Source organism: Janthinobacterium sp. SUN033 (assembly GCF_030397595.1).
GTDB classification, from domain to species: domain Bacteria; phylum Pseudomonadota; class Gammaproteobacteria; order Burkholderiales; family Burkholderiaceae_D; genus Janthinobacterium; species Janthinobacterium kumbetense.
Window position 1 is genome coordinate 1 of sequence record NZ_JAPQNV010000003.1, and the last position, 21,770, is coordinate 21,770.

19 protein-coding genes and 1 pseudogene are annotated in these 21,770 nt (G+C 62.5%); 7 read left to right on the top strand and 13 right to left on the bottom strand.

The features are described from left to right. From OX460_RS13025 to OX460_RS13045, 5 genes and pseudogenes are all read right to left on the bottom strand, one after another. Positions 1–212, bottom strand: a pseudogene (locus tag OX460_RS13025) (3D-(3,5/4)-trihydroxycyclohexane-1,2-dione acylhydrolase (decyclizing)); the annotation flags it as partial. Continuing rightward, complete coding sequence (gene iolC, locus OX460_RS13030) at positions 209–2,155, bottom strand: 5-dehydro-2-deoxygluconokinase (RefSeq protein WP_289898902.1); 1,947 nt, start codon at positions 2,153–2,155, stop codon at positions 209–211. The gene iolC and the pseudogene OX460_RS13025, both read right to left, overlap by 4 nt. An 8-nt stretch (positions 2,156–2,163) precedes the next feature. Then, positions 2,164–2,949 (bottom strand): ATP-binding cassette domain-containing protein, encoded by a 786-nt coding sequence (locus OX460_RS13035; protein WP_251351989.1) that lies wholly within the window; start codon positions 2,947–2,949, stop codon positions 2,164–2,166. A gap of 3 nt (positions 2,950–2,952) precedes the next feature. Further along, positions 2,953–4,074, bottom strand: coding sequence for an ABC transporter permease (locus tag OX460_RS13040; protein ID WP_289899353.1), 1,122 nt, complete (start codon positions 4,072–4,074; stop codon positions 2,953–2,955). A 171-nt stretch (positions 4,075–4,245) separates the two neighbouring features. Beyond that, positions 4,246–5,292, bottom strand: a complete 1,047-nt coding sequence (locus OX460_RS13045; protein ID WP_251351991.1) for a sugar ABC transporter substrate-binding protein — start codon at positions 5,290–5,292, stop codon at positions 4,246–4,248. 251 nt (positions 5,293–5,543) lie between these two features. On the opposite strand from OX460_RS13045, the gene OX460_RS13050 reads away from it, so the two are divergent. From OX460_RS13050 to OX460_RS13060, 3 genes are read left to right on the top strand one after another with little or no spacing between them, the layout of a single operon-like run. After that, positions 5,544–6,410: a MurR/RpiR family transcriptional regulator gene (locus OX460_RS13050; protein WP_289898903.1), complete on the top strand. Its 867-nt coding sequence runs from the start codon at positions 5,544–5,546 to the stop codon at positions 6,408–6,410. Continuing rightward, positions 6,403–7,389, top strand: a complete 987-nt coding sequence (gene iolG, locus OX460_RS13055; RefSeq protein WP_081345411.1) for an inositol 2-dehydrogenase — start codon at positions 6,403–6,405, stop codon at positions 7,387–7,389. The genes OX460_RS13050 and iolG overlap by 8 nt, the downstream gene beginning before the upstream one ends. A gap of 28 nt (positions 7,390–7,417) precedes the next feature. Next, the gene (locus OX460_RS13060; RefSeq protein WP_289898904.1) at positions 7,418–8,440 is read left to right on the top strand and encodes a Gfo/Idh/MocA family oxidoreductase; all 1,023 of its coding nucleotides are present in this window, start codon (positions 7,418–7,420) and stop codon (positions 8,438–8,440) included. A 13-nt stretch (positions 8,441–8,453) separates the two neighbouring features. Here OX460_RS13060 and OX460_RS13065 read toward each other — a convergent pair whose 3' ends face one another. Beyond that, entirely contained in the window at positions 8,454–8,792 is a 339-nt protein-coding gene (locus OX460_RS13065) for an addiction module antidote protein (RefSeq protein WP_099664432.1), read from the bottom strand. Beyond that, the gene (locus OX460_RS13070) at positions 8,749–9,123 is read right to left on the bottom strand and encodes a type II toxin-antitoxin system RelE/ParE family toxin (RefSeq protein WP_289899354.1); all 375 of its coding nucleotides are present in this window, start codon (positions 9,121–9,123) and stop codon (positions 8,749–8,751) included. The genes OX460_RS13065 and OX460_RS13070 overlap by 44 nt, the downstream gene beginning before the upstream one ends. Positions 9,124–9,363: 240 nt before the next feature. Between OX460_RS13070 and OX460_RS13075 the strand changes: the two genes are divergently transcribed. Then, positions 9,364–10,581: a hypothetical protein gene (locus OX460_RS13075; protein ID WP_289898905.1), complete on the top strand. Its 1,218-nt coding sequence runs from the start codon at positions 9,364–9,366 to the stop codon at positions 10,579–10,581. A gap of 3 nt (positions 10,582–10,584) precedes the next feature. On the opposite strand, the gene OX460_RS13080 is transcribed toward OX460_RS13075, so the two are convergent. Further along, complete coding sequence (locus OX460_RS13080; protein ID WP_289899355.1) at positions 10,585–11,964, bottom strand: MFS transporter; 1,380 nt, start codon at positions 11,962–11,964, stop codon at positions 10,585–10,587. 228 nt (positions 11,965–12,192) lie between these two features. Between OX460_RS13080 and OX460_RS13085 the strand changes: the two genes are divergently transcribed. The 3 genes from OX460_RS13085 to OX460_RS13095 all read left to right on the top strand — a co-directional run bounded on the left by OX460_RS13085 (position 12,193) and on the right by OX460_RS13095 (position 15,600). Beyond that, a complete protein-coding gene (locus tag OX460_RS13085) occupies positions 12,193–12,738 on the top strand; it encodes a TetR/AcrR family transcriptional regulator (RefSeq protein ID WP_289899356.1) in 546 nt (181 codons plus the stop codon). 88 nt (positions 12,739–12,826) lie between these two features. Next, positions 12,827–13,867 carry a ParB/Srx family N-terminal domain-containing protein gene (locus tag OX460_RS13090; RefSeq protein WP_289898906.1) on the top strand — a complete coding sequence of 347 codons (1,041 nt, stop codon included), beginning with the start codon at positions 12,827–12,829 and terminating at the stop codon, positions 13,865–13,867. A gap of 77 nt (positions 13,868–13,944) precedes the next feature. Further along, entirely contained in the window at positions 13,945–15,600 is a 1,656-nt protein-coding gene (locus OX460_RS13095; RefSeq protein ID WP_289898907.1) for a ParB-like protein, read from the top strand. A 67-nt stretch (positions 15,601–15,667) separates the two neighbouring features. On the opposite strand, the gene ugpC is transcribed toward OX460_RS13095, so the two are convergent. From ugpC to OX460_RS13120, 5 genes are all read right to left on the bottom strand, one after another. After that, positions 15,668–16,777: a sn-glycerol-3-phosphate ABC transporter ATP-binding protein UgpC gene (ugpC, locus tag OX460_RS13100; RefSeq protein ID WP_099664438.1), complete on the bottom strand. Its 1,110-nt coding sequence runs from the start codon at positions 16,775–16,777 to the stop codon at positions 15,668–15,670. A 9-nt stretch (positions 16,778–16,786) separates the two neighbouring features. Next, entirely contained in the window at positions 16,787–17,656 is an 870-nt protein-coding gene (locus OX460_RS13105; RefSeq protein WP_034777933.1) for a carbohydrate ABC transporter permease, read from the bottom strand. Then, positions 17,653–18,537: a sugar ABC transporter permease gene (locus OX460_RS13110; protein ID WP_010397323.1), complete on the bottom strand. Its 885-nt coding sequence runs from the start codon at positions 18,535–18,537 to the stop codon at positions 17,653–17,655. Before OX460_RS13110 ends, OX460_RS13105 begins: the two co-directional genes overlap by 4 nt. Before the next feature lie 115 nt (positions 18,538–18,652). After that, positions 18,653–19,906, bottom strand: coding sequence for an ABC transporter substrate-binding protein (locus OX460_RS13115; protein WP_099664439.1), 1,254 nt, complete (start codon positions 19,904–19,906; stop codon positions 18,653–18,655). Positions 19,907–20,151: 245 nt separating this feature from the next. Further along, positions 20,152–21,465 carry a carbohydrate porin gene (locus tag OX460_RS13120; RefSeq protein ID WP_099664440.1) on the bottom strand — a complete coding sequence of 438 codons (1,314 nt, stop codon included), beginning with the start codon at positions 21,463–21,465 and terminating at the stop codon, positions 20,152–20,154. Positions 21,466–21,770 lie beyond the last annotated feature (305 nt).

A 21,770-nucleotide genomic window follows, 5' to 3' on the forward strand; every position in this document is an offset into this window, starting at 1 on the left:
GCCATCGCCTGCTCATTGTGGGCGCGGTACGTGGGGAAACTCTCCCGATATTGGTACAGCGCCTCGCCCAGGCCCGCCACGTTACCGTGGCCAAAGATGGCGAAGGCGCCGCCGAACAGGGGGATCAAGGAACCATCGCCCTCTTCCGTGCGCAAGGCGGCCAGATAGCGGACTAAAGCCTGGGCCATGGTCAATCTGATTGTGGCGCTCATGCTGCACGCTCCAGGCGGTTGCGCGTGCGCTGCCACAGGGAAATCAGCTGCTCGAAGTTGGCGCGCACTGCGGCGATCAGGCCCGCATCGTCCAGCTCTCCGGCCAGCCAGCGGCGGCTCGGTTCCTGGAAGATGGTGCGGCCCACCATGAAGCCGCGGCACGTCGTGCTGGCACTGGCTTGCTCAAAACTGGCGGCCAGGGCGGCAATCGGCGCGTTCAAGCCCAGCAGGACGACGCCACGGCAATACGGATCGCGCTCGTGCACCAGGGCATCGATGGCTTGCCATTGCTGGGCTGACATGCTTTCCAGCTTCCACCATTCCGGGTAAATGCCCAGGTTGTACAGGCGCTTGACGGCGCGCAAGACCGTGTCGTCGCCGTGCGGCAAGGCATCCGACGGTATGACTTCCAACAACAGTTCGTGACCGCTCACTTGCGCCGCGTCATACAGGGCCTTGATCTGCGCTTCCTGCTCCAATCGGTTTTCCACGGTATCGTCCGGATGCAACTGCACCAGGCACTTGATCACGTGTTCCTTCGGCCAGCTGAGCAGGTGCGAACCGATGGAGCGGCCCCAGTCGAATTGCAGCGGATTGGAGCCGGGCAATTCCACGGGACGGCCGATCCACCAGCCGCGCCCCGTCGCATCGTTGAGCGCGTCGACGCCATAGCGTCCATCGATCAGCACGCCCGTCTTGCCGGCCAGTTGCAAGGCCGTTTCCGTCTGCGCCACGGCTTGCACCATCAATTGCTTCAGGGCGCAAATAGCCGATTCGGGCGCGCCTGCCTGTTGCGCCAGCTCAAAGAATTGCGTGCGGTGATCAAACGCAAACACGCACAGTTCATCCCACTGCGGGCGCGCCACCGTCGTGCGGTGCAGGCGCGACAGGGTGGCGTCCTGGTCCGGTTGCATCAGTTTCGCCGCATTGGCGAGGAAATAGTCGAGCTCGATGGGCGACGGCATGGCCGGTGCGCAACCGTGGCGCGATACGACGAGGGCGCCGCAGCCGTTCGCATAGCGGCAGCACGCTTCGTAATCCTCGCCGCGCAGCCAGCCTTTCAGGAATCCCGACAGAAAGGCGTCGCCCGCGCCCAGCACGTTCAGCACTTCCACGCGCACGCCGCGGTAGTTATATGCGTCGTCCAGGCTGTGCGGCACCACGCTGTCGATGACGGCGCTGCCCAGCGGGCCCCGCTTGACGACCAGGGTGGCCAGGGTAACGGCCCGCACGGCGCGCAAGGACGCCATGATGTCGGCACCGCCGCCGGCGATCATGAATTCCTCTTCCGTGCCGACGATCAAATCGAATTGCGGCAGGATCGCCTGCAGGTGGCGCGTCACGCCGTCGTTCGAGACGAAACGCGTTTCGCCATCCGCCTTGCCGGAAAGTCCCCACAGCACGGGCCGGTAATCGATGTCGAGCACGGTGCGCACGTTGTTGGCGCGCGCCAATTTCAGGGCCTGCGTGCTGACGGCGTGCATCGTAGCCGTCGAAAAATGCGTGCCGGTGATCAACAGCGCCTTGCTGGAAGCGATGAAGGCGGCGTCGACGGCGGATGGCTCGATGGCCATGTCGGCGCAATTTTCACGGTAGAAAATCAGGGGAAAGGTGTTTTTATCCTTGATGCCCAGCATGACGAGGGCCGTCAGGCGGTCGCGGTCGATGCCGACATGGCTGACGTCGCAGCCCTCTTTCGATAACGTGTCCGTCAAGAAACGGCCCATGTGGTCGTCGCCCACTTTCGACAGCATGGCGGACTTGAGGCCCAGGCGGGCCGTGCCGAAGGCGATATTCGCCGACGAGCCGCCCAGGTACTTGGCGAAACTGGTCGCGTCTTCCAGGGTGCTGCCGATCTGCTGCGCATACAGGTCCACCGCCAGGCGGCCCAGGCAGATCACGTCCAGCGCGCGGCCCTGGGCAAATTGTGTCGGGTTATTCATGGTTATCCTTAAATCGTGACACCGTCGAGTTCACTCATCAGCGTTTGCATTTCCGCACCGCCCGCCATCATGTCGAGTACTTCATCCTTGGAAACAGTTTCCTTGGTGTAAGTGCCCAGCGATTTGCCCCGGTTCAAGAGGGTGAACGAGTCGCCCACGGGGTAGGCATGGTGCACATTGTGGGTAATAAAGATCACGGACAAGCCACGTTCGCGCGCCTTATAGATCAATTTCAACACATTGAACGACTGTTTCACGCCCAAGGCCGCCGTCGGCTCGTCGAGGATCAGCACGCGCGCGCCGAAGTGGATGGCGCGGGCAATCGCCAGGCATTGCCGCTCGCCGCCCGACATGGTACCCACGGCCTGGTGCGGGTCGCGCACCATGATGCCCATTTCGGCCAGCTTGTCGCGCGCCGTGGTGGCCGCATATTCCATATCCATCACGGGCAGCACGCCGAACATTTTCCGGATCGGTTCGCGGCCCATGAAGAAATTGCGCGCCACGGACAGCAATGGCACCAGCGCCAGGTCCTGGTAGACGGTGGCCACGCCCAGGTCGAGCGCTTCCTTCGGCGAATTGAAGCTGACGGGCTTGCCGTCAACCAGATACTCGCCGCTGGTGGGCCGGTGCACGCCGGCCAAGGTCTTGATCAGGGTCGACTTGCCGGCGCCGTTGTCACCGAGCAGGCAATGCACTTCGCCCGGTTTCAGGCGCAGGGTGACGTTTTGCAGGGCGATGACGGAGCCGAAACGTTTGCTGATGTTTTCCAGCGCAAGGATGTATTCGCTCATGGCTTATCTCGCTTCCGTGACACGGGCACGGACAAAGTTGTTGAACAGTACCGCGATCAACAGCATGACGCCGAGGAAGACGCGGAACCAGTCCGAATTGATATTGGTATAAGTAATGCCGATCTGCACCACCCCGAAGATCAGCGCGCCGAAGCAGGCGCCGACGACGGAACCGTAGCCGCCCGTCAGCAAGGCGCCGCCGATGACGGCCGCGATGATGGCTTCGAATTCCTTTTGCATGCCGCGGTCGGCGGCAGCCGAACCCACGTCAAATACTTGCAGCGTGGCAAACAGGCAAGCGCAGAACGCCGTGAAGACAAACAGCGATACCTTGATGGTTTTCACGGGCACGCCCACGTTCTTGGCCGCGTTGGCGTCGCCGCCGACGGCGAAGATCCAGTTGCCGATGCGGGTGCGGGCCAGGACGAAGCCGGACACCAGCGCCAGGCCGGCCCACCAGACGATGACCTTGGGGATGCCCTTGACCAGCGGCGCGCCATTGTCGAGCGCCGTAATCCAGCCCGCCTTGGCCATCCAGGCGAACAGCGACGTGCCCACTTCGCCATGGAACAGGGTCATGGCCAGCCAGTCGTCGGCGGCCAGCGCGCCGATGCCGCTGACGATGGTGCGGTTGGCAAACATGATGGACAGGGCCAGGGTCAGGCCGCGCAGGATGAACAGGAAGGCCAGGGTGACGATAAACGAAGGCAAGCGCGTCTTGATGACCAGGTAGCCGTTGAGCCAGCCCAGCGCCATCGAACCGGCAAAGGCGAACAGGATGGCGGCCCACACGGGCCAGTGGAAGTAGACGGAAGGGATGGCGATCATCATGCCGGCAAAGCCGATCATGGAGCCGATCGACAGGTCGAATTCGCCGGCGATCATCAATACGCAGGCGCCGATGGCGATGATGCCCAGGTAGGCGGCCACTTGCGCCCAGTTGATCACGCCGTCGAGGTTGAACATGCCGGAGTCGCCGGCCGTCAGGATAAAGAAGGCGAACACCAGGATGGCGCCCGAGATCGAGGCGAATTCCGGGCGGCTGAACAGCCGCTTGAGCCAGCTGACCTTCCCCACGCGCTCATCAACGCCCTGCTTTTGCGGCGGCGTGCCCGAGGCGGCCATGCCACCCTGCTCCACGCTTAATTTCACGGTACTCATGCTATGTCTCCCTTGTTTTATAGCAACCTACCAGCCTCGACAGCAATTCCAGGGCGGCAGGACCCGCGCGCCGGCAAGCATGGCCTGCGCGCGGGGACAACGACTAAGGTCTTGATTGAACTGAAAAGCGGGTGCTTAACGGAACTGGCCGGCGTATTTCTCTACCTTGCCGATATTGTCCTTGGTGACATAACCAGGACCGGAACCGATATGGCGCGGGCCATACGATGGTGCCAGGCCGTACTCGGCCAGGCGCGCCTTGAATTTGGCGTTATTGATCAGCTTTTCGCGCACCTTGGCCAGGTCCGTGGTCTTGTCCTGCTTCATGATGGCCAGCACCGCAACGGGGATATAACCTTGCAGGTAAGGTTGCTGGTCGATGGCGAACTGGATGCTGCCATCCTTGATGCCCTTCGAGATTTCATCGGACAGGTCGAACGTGGCGAACCACATCTTGCCCTTCAAACCCATTTTTTCCAGGGCCTTCAGCGAAGCGTGGGCCGAGGTGGGGCCCAGCGCCAGCACGGCCTGGGTTTTCGGGTTGTTGCGCAGGTAGGCGCTCAACTTGCTTTCGATGGTGGTCGGATCTTCGCCCGCATCCAGGGTGGCGGCCTTGAAATCGACGCCGATGGCTTCGGCAAAGCCGCGGCAGCGCTCGAATGACGACGGATTCGTCGCGTAGTGGTTGACGCAAACGAAGGACTTGATGCCGGCCGCCTTGGCTTTTTCGCCGGCGCCCTTGCCTGCCTCGTATTCAGGCTGGCCCACGTGCATCACGGCGCCCAGCTGCTCGCTTTGCGTCAGGGTGCCCGAATTGATCGTGACAAACGGAATCTTCTTGGCAGCAACAAGGCCCAGGGGTTTTTGCAGCACGCTGAAGTCGGCGATGCTGACGATCACGCCGTCGTAGTTGCGGGCAGCCGATTGCTCGACCAGGCGCGCCATGTCGGCCAGGTCGCCGTTCGGTGGATTGCGGTAATCGACGGTGACATTGAAGTCTTCGCCTGCTTGCTTGACGGAATTTTTAATCGTATTCCACCAGGAATCGGAATCGGGCGCATGGCTGATCAGCACGAATTTCTCGCCTGCCGCGTGGCTGGCGCTCATGCCCAGACCCAGTCCCAGGCCAAGGCCCAGCACGGCCAGGTGCTTCAGAAATCCCTTACGCTTATTGCTTTGCATGAATGTCTCCTTGAAGGATTAATTTTTATAGTTGCCAGCTTTTGTCGCGTGTCAGCGGGGAGCCGGAAGACCGGCAAGACCCGATGCACTGCGCACAGCTTAGGCCACAAAAAAGACAAATGCAATAAAATTTTCAAAATAAATTTAAATAGAAAATCATTTCTATTTTCCGGATTCACTCCTATAATTCTCGCCAGAACCAGCCGCCGCAATCCTGTTGCGCGGCCCAGCAAGCAACCGAGGAAAACACCATGGCAGCCACCGCCCCCATCGAACAGCTGATGCAGCACATTGCCGCCGAGTACGACAACCTGTCGCGCCAGCTGAAAGTCATCGCGCAATACATTGAAAAGCACCGCGCCAGCCTCATGCTCGAACGCATCAGCGACATCGCGGCCGCCTGCGACGTGCAGCCGTCCGCCATCGTGCGCTTCGCGCAGCGCTTCGGCTATACGGGCTTTTCGGAAATGCAGGACGTGTTCCGCCAGGCCTACACGGACCAGGCCGGCGCCACGCCCGACTACCAGCAGCGCATCCGCAAGCTCATTTCCACGCGCGACGCCGCCCTCAGCGCAGGCGACCTGACGCGCGAATTCGTCGGCGCCAGCCGCGCCGGCCTCGACGACCTGGCGGCCGGCCTCGACGACGCGCAGCTGGAAGCGGCCGTCAACCTGCTGTTAAAAGCGGAAAACATCTATGTGATCGGCGTGCGCCGGTCCTTTCCGATCGCCTCCTACATCGCCTACGCGCTGGAACACACGGACAAGCGCGTGCACCTGATTAGCGGACTGGGCGGCATGCACCGCGAACAGATGCGCAGCGTGCGCGAACGCGATGTGGCGATCGCCATCAGTTTCTCGCCTTACGGCAAGGAAACCCAGCAGTGCATCAAGGCGGCGCAAGACAAGGGCGCCAAGGTCCTGGTGATTACCGACAGCAAGCTGGCCCCGCTCGCACGGGCCACCGACGCGCTGCTCACCGTCACCGAGGGCAGCGCCTTCGCCTTCCGTTCGCTGACCAGCACCATCTGCCTGTGCCAGGCGCTGTTCATCGCGCTGGCATACAAATTAGAGCTCGACATCGAAGAAATCCACACCCCAGGAGAACATGATGATTGAAGTAGCGTTGTTCGGCGCCGGACGCATCGGCAAAATCCACGCGGCCAACCTGGCTGCCCAACCCGGCGTGCAGTTCAAGTACGTGGTCGACGTCAACCAGGAAGCGGCCGCCGCCCTTGCCGGCTTGCACGGCGGCAGCAGCGCAACTGTGGAAGCGGCGCTGGCCGACCCGGCCATCAAGGCCGTCGTCATCGCTTCCAGCACGGATACGCACGCGGACCTGATCCTGCGCTCGGCCGCCGCCGGCAAGGCCATCTTTTGCGAAAAACCCGTCGACCTGACCATCGACCGCGCGCGCGCCTGCGCCGCCGCCGTCAAGGAAGCCAAGGTACTGTGCATGCTGGGCTTCCAGCGCCGCTACGACCCGACTTTCAATGCCGTCAAGACACGCATCGAAGCGGGCGAGATCGGCACGCCGGAGTTGCTGGTGGTCACCAGCCGCGATCCCGGCCCGCCGCCCGTGAGCTACATCAAGGTCTCGGGCGGCATCTTCAAGGATATGCTGATCCACGATTTCGACATTTTCCGCTGGATACTCGACGATGAAGCCGTCAGCGTGCACGCCACGGGCAGTTGCCTCGTCGACCCCGCCATCGGCGAGGCGGGCGACCTGGACACGGCCGTCGTCACCATCCGCACGGCGAAAGGACGCTTGTGCCAGATCAATGCTTCGCGCCGCGCCGCCTACGGCTACGACCAGCGCTTCGAAGTGCTGGGCAGCGCCGGCATGCTGCAGGCAGGCAACCACAAGCCGACGGAAGTGACGGCCTATGGTTCCGTGAACGTCAGCGTGGACAAGCCGGAAGATTTCTTCCTGGAACGTTATCGCGTGGCCTACGCGCAGGAAATGGCGCACTTCTTTGACGCCCTCACCCACGGCACGCCGCTGCGCACCACCGTCCACGATGGCTTGAAGGCACTGGAACTGGCCGAGGCGGCCACCTTGTCGTGGCGCGAACAGCGCGTGGTCACTTTATAAACCAATAATAAAAATATCTGGAGACACCATGTCATCCCCAACATTAAAAGTCGGCATCGTCGGCCTGGGCCGGCTGGGCCAGCGCCACGCCATCAACCTGGCACAGCGCGTGCCGAATGCCGAGGTCGTGGCCGCCTGCAGTCCTGTGCAAGCCGAACTGGACTGGGCCGCCAGCACGCTCGGCATCACCAATGTTTATGCGGATTACGACGCCCTGCTGGCCCACCCGGGCCTGGACGCCGTGTTCCTCGTCACGCCCACGTCGCTGCATGCGGACCAGATCATCGCCGCCCTGCGTGCCGGCAAGCACGTATTTTGCGAGAAACCGCTGTCGCTGGACCTGGCCGACTGCCTGAAAGTGGAAGCGGAAGCGGCGCGCCACCCGCAGCTGACCATCATGATCGGCTTCGTGCGCCGCTTCGACGCCAGCTACCATGACGCGCAGCAAAAGATCGCGCAAGGGCTGATCGGCAAGCCCTACCTGGTGCGTTCGCAAACCTGCGACCAGAACGACCCCAGCGGCGCCTTCATGCGCTTCGCCCCCACCAGCGGCGGCATCTTCCTCGATTGCAGCGTGCACGATATCGACCTGGCGCGCTGGCTGCTGGGCAATCCCGTGCCCAAACGCGTGTACGCCAGTGGCACCAACGCCATCCACACGGGCTTGCAAGCGTTTGGCGACGTCGACAATGGCTTGGCAACGGTGGAGTTTTCCGATGGCAGCATGGCCAGCTTCATGGCGTCGCGCACCATGGCGCATGGCCATGAAACCCTGACGGAAGTGTTCGGCACGGGCGGCCGCCTGGCCGTGGGCAGCAATCCGCGCCTGAACAGGGTGGAAATTTCGGATGCGCATGGCGTGCGAAATGAATGCACACCGGACTTCTATGCCCGCTTCGCCGACGCCTTTTTGATCGAGGCGCAGGAGTTTACGGATGCGGCGCTGGGCCGGCGCACCTTGTCCTTGACCTTGCACGACGCGACGGAAGCGACGCGCATCGGCCTGGCCATGACGCAAGCGATGCGCGAAGCGCGGCCCGTCGAGTTTTAAGCTGCCAGTGGACTCAGGCAGCCGGCGCAGGAAACGGTTGCTTGGGTTCCACGGCCAGCCGCAAGCCCATGGCATCGAGGATGGCCGTCAAGGTGCTCAGCGAGGGATTGCCTTCGGGCGACAGGGTGCGGTAAAGCTGGGTAGGATTGAGCTTGGCCGCCTGCGCCACGGCCGGCACGCCGCCAAAGGCGCGCGTCAGCTGGCGCAGCACGGCCAGCAGTTCGCCATGGTCGCCATCGACGAGGATATTGTTGATCAATTCCAGGGCGAAGGCGGGATCGTCGCGGTACAGCTCAGCCATCGCTTCGTCATGCGAGCGGTCTCTTGGTGGTTTGCGGATGTCCTCGTTCATGTTCTCTCTCATGTCCCCTCTCCTTCCAGTCGTGCCAGCAGGCACAGGCGTACTCGATATCTTTCGGTTGCGTGCGCTTGTCGCCACCGCACAGCAATAAAATGATCTGTTCGCCGGCAATGGCATAGTAGATACGGTAGCCGGCCCCCACATCGATGCGCAACTCCCACACGCCGTCGTGGCAAAACTTGTGGTCGCCAAAATTGCCAGGAATCATACGCAGCACGCGGCGCACGATGGCCACCCTGGCCGTGTTGTCGCGCTGGCGATTCAGCCATTCCGTATATAAATCCCTGCCCGATGATGTCAGATAGTGCCGGATCTCGTACATCATATTCGTCCATAAACGAAGAAAGATCAAGGAGAAAATCACGTGTACATGTAAAAAAGAAGACCACGCCATCTTGCTACCAAACCCGCTCACACAGGCCGCAAATGCCGGGTTCACTGAGCTACATCAAGATGCATTTCTCTCATTGTTATAGGGAAATGATGTCGCCCGACCGTGCCTCACGTCTGGCTGATTGCGCTATACAATAGGCGCTGTCCAACCGTGAAGAACCCTGCCTCCATGACCAACAACGACAGCAACTCCCCTTCCCTCGCCGACGTGGCCGAACGCTACGTCAAGCTGGTCCTGGCCATGGGCCAGCACGATGCCTCGTATGTCGACGCGTATTACGGCCCGCCCGCGTGGCAGGCCGCAGCGGTCAAACAGCCGCAGAGTTTGAGCGATATCAAAGATGGCGCAAATGCGGCGCTGGCCCTGCTGGCTGACGCCTCCTGCCTGCGCGCCCTCAACCTGCGCAAGCAGTTGCAAGCCGTGCTGGCCAAGGCGGACATGCTGCAAGGCACACGCCTGGATTTCGACACGGAAAGCGCGCGCCTGTACGACGCCGTCTCGCCCCACCACAGCCGCGCATATTACGCAAAACTGGTGGCGCAGATCGATGCCCTGCTGCCTGGCGACGGCACGGTCAGCGACCGGGTCAACGCCTTGCGCGCGCAACTTATCATTCCCGCCGACAAGCTGCGCGCCGTCATGGATGCGGCCATCCGCGCGGGCCGCGAACGCACCTTGCAGTACATCGCCCTGCCCGAAGGCGAGGATTTCGTGCTGGAATTCGTCACCGACAAACCGTGGAGCGGCTACAACTGGTACAAGGGTAACTACCAGAGCGTGATCCAGATCAATACCGACTTGCCCGTGTATATCGACCGCGCGGTCGACCTCGGCTGCCACGAAGCGTATCCCGGTCACCACGTCTACAACGTGCTGCTCGAGCGCGACCTGGTGCGCGGCAAGGGCTGGATGGAATACTGCATCTATCCGCTGTACTCGCCGCAATCGTTGATCGCCGAAGGCACGGCCAATTACGGCATCGAACTGAGCTTTACAGATGCAGAACGGCTGGCATTCGAACAGCAGGTGCTGTACCCGCTGGCCGGCCTCGATCCGGCGCTGGCGCCCCGCTACGCACAGCTGAACCAGTTGCTGGCCAAGCTCGGCTACGCCGACAACGACATCGCGCGCCAGTATCTCGAAGGCAGCCTGACCCGCGAAGAAGCGCTGGAATGGCTGGTCAACGTGCGCCTGTATCCGGCCGAAAAATCCGCGCAGCGCCTGCAGTTCTACGACGCCATGGGCGCGTACGTCATCAATTACAACCTGGGCCAGGACATGGCGAAAGCCTATGTCGAGCGCCAGGGCGCGACGCGCGCCGAGCACTGGGCCGCGTTCCGCGACCTGATGTCGTCGCCGCGCGTGCCCAGCCATTTGCAGGCATAAGCCTTACTTCGGCGACAGCCAGTACAGCGGCAAGGCCACGGCCAGGCATGCCAGCCCCGCCAGCAGCATGGCCAGCTGAAAACCGGCGGCCAGGGCGGCAACCTGCCCCGCCCGCTCCAGCAAAGCGGCGGCGCGCAAGCTCATCACGCTGCCCAGCACGCCCACGCCCAGGGTCATGCCCGCCTGGCGCAAGGCATTCATGATGGCCGAAGCCATGGCGGCTTGCTCGCCGCGCACGGATGCCATCACCAGCAAACCGGTGGCCGGCACGGCCAGGCCCATCGCCAGGCCCAGCAGGCCGAACAGGCTGCCGACGATGGCGTAGGGCGTCCGCGGCGCCAAGGTCGCCGTCGCCAGCAGCACCAGGCCCGCCAGCACATAGCCGCCCAGCATCATTCGCCGCAGCGACAAGTGGCGGCTGAGGCGGCCGAAGCAGAGGGAAACGACGCCCATGGCCGCGAACTGCGGCAACATGCGCCAGCCGCTGGCGCCCGCCGGCCAGCCCTGGATTTGCTGCAGGTACAGCGAGAAAAAGAACAGGCTGCTGTAGCAGGCAAACCCCAGCACCAGCGACGCCAGGTTGATCAACGCAAAGGTCCGGTCGCAAAACAGCCGCAAGGGCAACAGAGGACGTGGCGCGCGCGCTTCGACAGCCAGGAAGGCGACGAAGGCCAGCAGCGCCACGCCCAGCGATGGCCAGGCAGCCATGCCGCCCGGTCCGTTCACCTCGCCCAGCGCGATCAAGCCGTAGGTGAGCGCACCGAGCCAGACGATGCTGAGCACCTGTCCCGTCCGGTCCAGCGCCGCCTGTTCCCGGTAATGGCGTTCCGTCATGCCCCAGGCGCCCAGCAGCATGGCCAGCACTCCCAGCGGCAGGTTGATCAGGAAGATGCTTTGCCAGCCCGTGGCCTCCAGCAGCATGCCGCCCAGCAGCGGTCCCAGGATCAGCGCCAGCGCACTGAAGGCCGACCAGCCGCCGATCACGTGCGCCCGCTCGCGCGGGTCGGGAAACGCGCGGCTCAGTATCGGCATGGCGCCCGGAATCAGCAAGGCGCCCGCGACGCCCTGCACGGCCCGCCCCGCCAGCAGCAGCGGCAGGCCGACCGCCAGCGCGCACAGCAGCGAACCGGCCGTAAACAGGGCCACGCCCAGCAGCCAGATGCGCTTGTGCCCATGCCGGTCGCCCAGCGGACCGGCCGACAGCATGCAGGCCGACAGGCACAGCGCATACGCGTTGACCACCCACTGCAAGCCCGCCATATCCGTCGCCAGCGCCGTTTGCAGGGTGGGCAAAGCCACGTTGACGATGCTGATGTCGAGCGAGGCGAGAAAAGTGCCCAGGTAGGCGGCGGCCACCAGGGCCGCGCGGCGATAGCGCTGCATGGCGTGTCTCCAATTCATGAGTTCGCCTTCATCATAACCATCGACTGACCGTCGGTCAATTAAAAGCTAATCGTGTGCACGCGGACGCTTGGGCGACGCCCGCGCTTCACTTATACTGGGCGTATGACCACGACACGACACGCCAACCCCGCCCTGCCCGATGCCGCCGCCGCGCCGGCCCCCGTTCGCCCGCGCACCAAGCCTGCCGAAGTGCGCCTCGATGAATTGATGGCCGCCGCCGAGCGCCTGTTTCTCGACAAGGGCGTGGAAGCGACCACCGTCAGCGACATCACCACCCTGGCCGGCGTGGCGAAAGGCACGTTCTATCACTATTTTCCATCCAAGCACGAGATGCTGGCGGCGCTGGCCGGACGCTATACGCAGCACTTCCTGGCCAGCCTGGAAACGGCCGTCGACCTGTGCATGCCCGGCGACTGGGAAGGCCGGCTGCGCGCGTGGGTGCAGGCGAATGTGGCCACTTACCTGCGCACCTGGCAATTGCACGACATCGTCTACACGAGCCACCGGCGCAGCATCGGCATCGACCCCGCGGACAATCCCGACAAGAATGCCATCCTGGCCCAGTTGGGCGCCATCCTGGCGGGCGGCGCGGCGGCCGGCACCTGGCCTTTGCCGCAGCCACGCCTGGCGGCCCTGATGATTTACTCGGCCGTGCATGGCGTGACGGACGACGCCATCGCCGCACAGTTACAGGACAGCAGCGCCTTCGCCGCCGACGTGGCCGACGCCTGCCTGCGCATGCTGGGCCGCTGACGGCGCGCAGCGATGTGAGCCACTCCTGCGCGGCATCAAGGCACGGCGCCTGACGTCATCCATACTGTATCGATTGGAGACACAGGCAATGAACCGGATTCTTTCCCGCATCCCCGCCCTGCTGCTGGCCCTGGCCTGCCTTGCAGCCTTCCTGCCGCCGGCACTGGCCCGCGATGCTGCCGTCGCGCCCGCCCTCAGTGCGCGCCAGCAGGCGCTGATGGCGACCGTCACGGGCAGCGCCGCCCATCCGCGCATCCTGCAGGTGCGCCTCGATGAACTGCATCCGACCCAGCCGGCCATCGGCTACGACCAGGTGTACTACAAGCTGGGACGCTATGCGGCCGAAGAAAAACATATCGCCGACATCGCCAAGCCAAAGAAATTCGCCGACCTGTGCGAAGCCAATGGCCAGGGCGACGTCTTGCCCGGCACGGCCAATGTCGCCGGCGCCACCTTGGCCACGCCACCGCCCGGCTACCGCTGCAAGGCAGCCGTGGGCAGCCGTCCCGACGACATGAAGACTGTCGTCATCGGCCCGCGCGGCACCTTGTACCTGACCGATGGCCACCACACGTTTTCAACTTTCTGGGATGCCGATGACGGGCGCAACCACCAACTCAAGGTGTGGGTCAAAGTCAGCGATAATTTCAGCGCGCTGGGCGAAACGGCCTTCTGGGCCCGCATGCGCGCGGAAAACAAGGTATGGCTGAAAAACGGCCGGAACCAGGCCATCACGCCGCAGCAGTTGCCGTCCGCCATCGGCCTCGCATCCCTGGGCGACGATCCCTACCGCTCGCTCGTGTACTTTACGCGCGAGATCGGCTACCAGCCGCCCGGCCAGGCCACGGAATTTCTCGAATTCTACTGGGCCGACTGGCTGCGCCGCAAACCGGCGCTGGACCTGGCGCGTGTCGACCTGCTCGATCCCGCCGTGTATGCCAGCACCATCCTGCTGGCGGCGCAGGCGATGGTGGCGCTGCAACCGGCGGAGCTCGTCAGCGGCGGCAAGCGCGCGGCGGACCTTGGCGCCCTGCGCAAAGTCGACCACGCAGCGTTCGACGAACTGACCGAAGACAAGGGCAAGCTGGGCTACGCCATCGACTACCGCAAGTCGCTGCTGCGTCAGTAACATCCAGGCGTGTCATCATCCTGACATCTGCGCCCGCTAGCATGTCGGCACTTTTCAGGCCGACATCACGGGACTCCATGTACAAGCACAGCATCCGCCGCAGTACCTTATCGATTGCCATCGCCCTCGCACTGGGCGCCAGCCTGGTCGCCTGTGGCGGCACAGACTATCGCGACACCACGGCGCCCGTCGCCCCGGTGGACCCCGTCACCCCGGCACGCATCCTGAACGTGGTAGCAGCCACCGGCAAGGCCGTGGCGAATGCTTCCGTCTCCGTGCTCGACGCCGGCAAGAATGTCGTCGGCAGCGGCACCACGGACGCGACAGGCAAAGTGGCCATCACCCTGGCTGCCGCGGCGAAGGCGCCCTTCCTCGTCTCCGTCACGCCGGCAGGCGGCACCACCCTGTACGCGCTGTCGCTGAAGGAAAGCGCCGTCAACCTGACGCCGCTCACCTCCGTCATCGCCATGCAGCTGCTGGGCAGCATCCCCTCGAGCGCGTCTCCCGCCAGCCTGGCCGCCATCGATGCGGCCAGGCTGCAAACGGCGCAGACGCAGCTGGGCACGGCCCTGGCGGCGCCCCTGCAAACCCTGGGCATGGCGGCCAACTACGACTTCGTCAATGGCGCCCTGACGCCGAACAGCAAGGACCCGGCCGACGTCCTGCTCGACAACCTGCAGGTAAAACAGAGCGGCACGGATATCGACATCGTCAATGCCAGCGGCAGCATCGTCGCGCAGATCATCGATGGCGGCGCGCCTATGGCCACCGGCAAGAGCGTGCTGGAAACGCCGCCCGTGCTCGGCGCGCGCCAGCAAGTGCTGGCCGCCACGGCCCCCGGCACCGATGCGGCGCCCGTCTTCCTGCAAGTGTCGCTCGACGAACTGCATCCCACGCAGCCAGCCGTCGGCTACGATCAGATCTACTACAAGCTGGGCCGCTACGGCGCGGAAGACCTGGTCATGGCCAAGACCAACAAGCCGAAGAAATTCGCCGAACTGTGCGAAGCCAACGGCCAGGACGACGTGGTGAGCAAGACGGCCAACGTGGCCGGCGCCACCCTGAGCAATCCACCGGCCACGTTCCAGTGCAAGTCCGCCGTGGGCACCAAGCCGGGCGACATGAAGACGGTCGTCATCGGCCCGAACGGCACCCTGTACCTGACGGACGGCCACCACACGTTCAGCGCCTTCCGGGATGCCGACAATGGCCAGAACCATCAGCTGAAGGTATGGGTCAAGGTGACGGACAATTTCAGCAAGCTCAGTGAATACGATTTCTGGGCGCAGATGAAGAAGGTCAACAAGGTCTGGCTGAAGGATGGCGGCAACAAGGCCATCGCCACCAGCCAGCTGCCCGCGTCCATCGGTTTGAAGTCGCTGGGCAACGACCCGTACCGCTCGCTCGTCTACTTCACGCGCGACGCCGGCTACGTGGTGCCGTCGACGGCCACGGAATTCCTCGAGTTCTACTGGGCCGACTGGCTGCGCACGCAGCCTGGCATCGACCTGGCCAAGACGGACACGCGCGACGTTGCCAGCTACATGGCCACCATCAAGAGCGCATCGACGGCGATGGCGGGCCTGAAGGCGAACGATATCGTCAGCCGCGGCGTGACGGCGCAAACCCTGGGCTGGACGGGCGTCTTCAGCCAGGCCGCGCTGGACGACCTGGTCACGCCGACGGGCAAGCTGAGCTACGCCATCGCGTATAAAAAATCGCTGGCCAAATAAGCGCGGCGCAAACGACAACGGCCCGCCTGTCAGCTGACAGGCGGGCCGTTTTTATGGACAACGTCGCTTACGCGATGCGTTCACCATTCTCCGGATCGAACAGGGCCGCTTTCGACAGGTTGAACGACAGCTGCATCGTCTGTCCTGGCAGCACGGCTTCGCGCGGATGCGTGCGGCAAGTCACGGCGGCGCCGTTCAGGCGCGTCGTCAGCAGCGTATCCGGGCCGGTCGGCTCGACCAGGTCGATCAGGCAACCCAGTTCCTGGCCCACGTCGCCGTGCGCGCTGCTCATGTCCGTGATCTGCTCCGGGCGCACGCCCAGGATCACGTCGCGGCCCGCATAGCTGCGCAGCTTGTCGGTGGCGAACGGCAGGGCCAGGCGCATGCTCTTGCCTGCGTTCTCGATGGCGACAAACACCTCATTGCCTTCGACGACGGGCTTGACGGTGATGAAGTTCATCGATGGCGAGCCGATGAAGCCGGCCACGAACAGATTCGCCGGATTATCGTAGATTTCCTGCGGCGTGCCCAGTTGCTGCACCACCCCATCCTTCATGACGGCGATCAAATCGCCCATGGTCATCGCTTCGATCTGGTCATGCGTGACGTAGACGATGGTGGCCTTCAGGCGCTGGTGCAGCAGCTTGATCTCGGCGCGCATTTCCACGCGCAGCTTGGCGTCCAGGTTCGACAGCGGTTCGTCGAACAGGAACAGCGACGGCTTGCGCGAAATGGCACGGCCCATGGCGACGCGCTGACGCTGACCGCCCGACAGCTGCGCCGGGCGGCGGTCCAGCAAGTGCGTGATCTGCAGGGTTTCGGCGACGCGGGCGACGATTTCCTCCTGCTCCGCCTTCGGCACTTTTTTCACGTTCAAGCCGAACGCGATGTTTTCGCGCACCGTCATCGACGGGTACAGCGCATACGACTGGAACACCATGGCGATGTCGCGGTCCTTCGGCGGCAGGTCGTTAACCACCTTGCCGTCGATGAGGATTTCGCCGGAAGTGACGCTTTCCAGGCCGGCCACCATGTTGAGCAAGGTCGACTTGCCGGAGCCGGAGCCGCCGACGAGGATCAGGAACTGGCCATCCTTGATCTCGATGTCGATGCCCTTGAGGACTTCGACGCCATTCGTGTACACCTTGCGGATGCTGCGTATCGATAAACTGGACATATTCTTTCCTTAACCTTTGACTGCGCCTGCGGTCAGACCGCGCACAAAATAACGGCCTGCGACCAGATAGACCAGCAGGGTCGGCAGCGCGGCAATCACCGCGGCCGCCATGTTGACGTTGTATTCCTTCACGCCCGTGGACGTGTTGACCAGGTTGTTCAAGCCCACCGTGATCGGTTGCGAATCGCCGCTGGCGAAGACGATACCGAACAGGAAGTCGTTCCAGATCTGCGTGAATTGCCAGATGATGCAGACGACGAAAATCGGACCCGAAATCGGCAGCACGATCTTGCGGAAGATCAAGAAGAAGCCGGCGCCGTCGATGCGGGCCGCCTTGATCAATTCTTCCGGCACGCCGATATAGTAGTTACGGAAGAACAGGGTCGTGAACGCCGTGCCATACACCACGTGGACGAAGACCAGGCCGGTAGTCGTATTGGCCAGGCCGAATTCGCCCAGCAGGCGCGCCATCGGCAGGATCACCACCTGGAACGGAATGAAGCAACCCACCAGCAAGGCGGCAAACAGGATTTCCGAACCGCGGAAGCGCCAGTGCGCGAACACGTAGCCGTTGAAGGCGCCCAGGAAGGTCGAGATCAGCACGGCGGGAATCACCATCTTGATCGAGTTCCAGAAGAACGGCTGCATGCCGTCGCAGGTGACGCCCGTGCAGGCCGAGGACCAGGCCTTGGACCAGGAGTCGAACTGCCACACATGCGGCAGTGCCAGCAGGTTGCCGCTGCGGATCTCGTCGAGCGACTTGAACGACGTCGACAGGGTCACGTACAGGGGCACGATGTAGTACACCGCAAACAGGATCAGCAGCAGATATACAACCACCCGTCCGAGGGTGAGGCGATTATTGCGTGTAGGTGTCATCTCATCGCCTTTGCGCTGCGCGTTTCCAGGTACATCAGCGGCACGAGCACGGCCACGATGGTGGCCAGCATCATCATTGCCGATGCCGAGCCCAGGCCCAGCTGGCCGCGGGTGAAGGAAAACTGGTACATGAAGATGGCCGGCACGGACGACGAATTGCCAGGTCCGCCAGCCGTCAGTGCGATGACCAGGTCGAAGCTCTTGATGGCGATATGCGCGAGGATCAGCAGCACGCTGAAGAACACGGGACGCATGGCGGGAATCACGATGCGCCAGTAGATCGTCGGCAGGGATGCGCCATCGACTTGCGCCGCCTTGATGATTTCATCATCGATGCCGCGCAGGCCGGCCAGGAACAGGGCCATGACGAAGCCCGACGATTGCCACACGCCGGCGATCACCACCGTGTAGATGGCCATGTCGGAATTGACCAGCCAGTCGAAGGTAAACGAGGTCCAGCCCCAGTCGTGCATGACCTTTTCCAGGCCCAGGCTGGGATTGAGCATCCATTTCCACGCCGTGCCGGTGACGATGAAGGACAGCGCCATCGGATACAGGTAGATGGCGCGCAGCGCGCCTTCGGCGCGGATTTTCTGGTCCAGCAGGATGGCCAGGAACAGGCCGATGGCGATGCTGCAACCGATGAACAGGACACCGAAGATACCGAGGTTCTTGAGCGAGGTCCACCAACGCTCGTTGTCGAACAGCTCGACGTATTGCACCAGGCCGGCGAACTCGTAGTTCGGCATCAGCCGCGATTCGGTCAGCGACAGCCAACCGGTCAAAAAGATAAAACCATAGACGAATACCAAGCTGGCGATGAGCGTGGGGCCCAGCACCATCTGCGGTATCCATCGGTCGAATTGCTTGCGTATGGACATAGGACAGCCGTAGAAGTAGAACTGCGTGTGGCGCCGGCCTGGACGAATGCCAGGGCGGACGCCTGCGATGCATGCGATGCAGAGGGCGCCGGCGGGAGTGCCGGCGCCGTCGTGATTACTTCACTTTTGCCGCTTTGGCCAATGCAGCAACCGCGTCTTTCGAGCTCATGTTGGTGTTCATGAACTTGGCGATGACGTCGGTCACGGCGCCTTGCGTGGCCGATGCCAGCGCCATGCCGTGGGCGAACGATGGCACCAGGCCGCCGTTCTTGTTGGTGGCGTCCATGTCTTCCATCGATTTCAGGGCGCAAGCGTCAAACTTGTCCTTCGATACGCCGGAACGCACGGGGATGGAACCCTTGTTCAGGTTGAAGATCGACTGGAACTTCGGATTCATGATGGCGTTGGCCAGGGCGATCTGCCCTTTCTTCGCATTCGCATCCTTTTGCGTGAACATGGCAAACGAATCGATGTTGAAGGTGTAGGCCTTGTCCGTGCCAGGAGCGGCCACGCACAGGTAGTCCTTGCCCGGCACCTTGCCGGCTGCCGTGAACTCGCCCTTGGCCCAGTCGCCCATGAACTGGAAGCCGGCCTTGTTGTTGATGACCATGGCGGTCGCCAGGTTCCAGTCGCGGCCTGCCGCATCCTTGTCGATGTAGGTCTTCACCTTGCCCAGGGTGTCGAACACCTTGAGCATGGTCGGGCCGGTCAATTCCTTCTGATCCAGCTTGAGGATGGCCTTCTTGTAGAATTCCGTGCCGCCCACGCCCAGCGCGACGGATTCAAACACGGTGGCGTCCTGCCATGGCTGGCCGCCGTGGGCGATCGCGATGCCGCCCGATTTCTTGATTTTCTCGGCCGCGTCGAAGAACGCATCCCAGGTGGTCGGGGTGGTGGCCACGCCGGCTTTTTTCAGCACTTCCGGGTTGACCCACATCCAGTTGACGCGGTGGACGTTGACAGGGGCGGCAACGTAGTGGCCCTTGTATTTCATGATGTCGGCGACGACTTTCGGCAGCACGGCATCCCATTTGCCTGGAATGGCGGCATCATCGATATTGGCCAGCACGCCTTCCGCGCCCCACTCCTGGATCGACGGGCCCTTGATCTGGGCGGCCGTTGGCGGGTTGCCGGAAATGACGCGGGTTTTCAGCGCGGTCGCGGCGTTTTCGCCAGCGCCACCGGCCACGGCGAAGTCTTTCCAGCCGAAGCCGCTTTCCTTCACGATTTGCTGCAACTGGCCCACGGACTTCGCTTCGCCGCCGGAGGTCCAGTAGTGCAACACTTCCACGTCGGTCGCAAAGGCGCTGCCGGCAAATGCCAGGGTGGTCAACGCGGCCAGTTGGGTAATCTTGAATTTCAGTTTCATCTCCACATTCCTTTTTTGATCAAGCTTTTAGGGGGCTTCGGCATACGGGGGCCGAAAAAGGTGAAATCTGCGCCTGTACCGGCGCTCTTGTGCTCAGACCCGCTTGCAAACGGGCATCATCTTCAGTGAAAAGACGGCGCCGTGATCCATGAAACGACTACATTGCATTTATATCACGGGACGGCGCCAAAAACGCATCCGCGAAGGATGCGCCAGGTTGATCTAGACTTACAACGCCTGCTAACTTAGAACCAAGTTTCTACCTGGAAACCATAGGACGTGCCGCTGGTGTTGTTGTTATAGATCGGGCCGCCGTTGTTCGACGCATTGACCGAGGCGGTGGCCGCATCGTTCCATTTGCCGTAGGTCACGAAAGCGCGCAGTTCTGGACGCGACCACAGGCCAGGACCGGCCGAGATCGTCGGCGCGATGGTCAGCTTGGTCAGGCGCTTGGCCGGCAGGCCGCCCGCTTGCGTCACGCGGTCCGTGCCCAGTTCGCCCACCAGCTTGAAGTTGTCGGTGAATGCGTACACAGGGCGCACGCCAACCGAGGTCCAGGTCGACGAACCGTTGGCGTTCGACTCGTCTTTTTGCCACAGGGCGACGAATTCCATGCCGAAGTTGGCCATCGGCTGGATCGCCATGTCATTGAAGATACGCGTGCGCTTGACGTCCGAACCGAAACTGGTGTCGCCCGAAGCGCCGAACTGCGCGCCCTTGCCCGTGCCGGGACCGACGCCGTACTGCACGCCGAAGGTGTTGCCGCCGCCAAACACTTTACCTTGACGGTGGAAGGCCGACAGCTGCCAGCCATTGTGTTTCTTACCGTACAAGTCGTTGTCCTTGCCTTCACCGATGATGTAGGTCGCGGCCAGGTCCAGCGTGCCGTTTTCATTGACGGGAATCTCGCCGTAGATGAAGTTCTGGCGCACGGCCGAACGGGTGCCGAGCAAGGCGCCCGGCTTGCCGCTGATCGTGCCGAGGCTGTCATCGAACTTGTTGAAATCGTTGTCCTTGAAGAAGGCATACGAGAATTTACCAGGACCAGCAGGAATGCGGTCCAGGCCGGCGCCCGTGCCGTTCATATTGATGTATTGCAAGTCCAGCATGTGGATGTCAGGACGGTAGTAGAAGCGTTTACCGATCCAGGCCGTGCCGCCGTTCAGGAAGTCGAGTCCCTGCGCTTCGACGTAGGCCTTGACGATGCCCAGCTTGTTGTCGCCGAAATCCGAGTTTGGCGCGTAGGCGTTGACCCAGATGGTGGCCAGGTAGTTCACGCCGCCGGACTTGGCGATGGACTTGGTGTAGCCGAATTCCGTATAGGCGTCGCACTCATTGCCCAGACGGTATTTCATGGTATTGCCACCCAGGCCGAAGCAGCCTTGCGAACCTCCGTCGCCCGATGTATTGCTGCCAGCGCCGGCGCGCAGGTAGCCGTGGAAGCCTTCGGAATCGGATGGGTACATAGGGTCGGCGGCAGCGGAACCGCTGGCGATGGCTAAGACGATGGCAGCTGGCAGCGTTTTCAACACGGCCTTCAACATGGTGCGATGCAGCATGGTAAGTCTCCTCAGTAATTTATTTTTTATCTAGTCATTCGTGGCCGAATGTACTGGCCAGAATTCTTTCCAGCAGGGACATAGTAACTATACTACGAACAAATATCAACATATTATGTTGTAATCCTACGACTACTCTGCGACACTTTATTTGCGTACCGACAGGCGCGTTGACTGCCCTGTTTTTTCCGCTGGCGCCGCCCATTTCCGGCACTGCGGACAAGCATTTACGCAGGCGTCCCGCATTTTTCGGCACGCGGCACGTATACGAATTAAAATCCTTGGTTTTTGCCATAATGACAGTG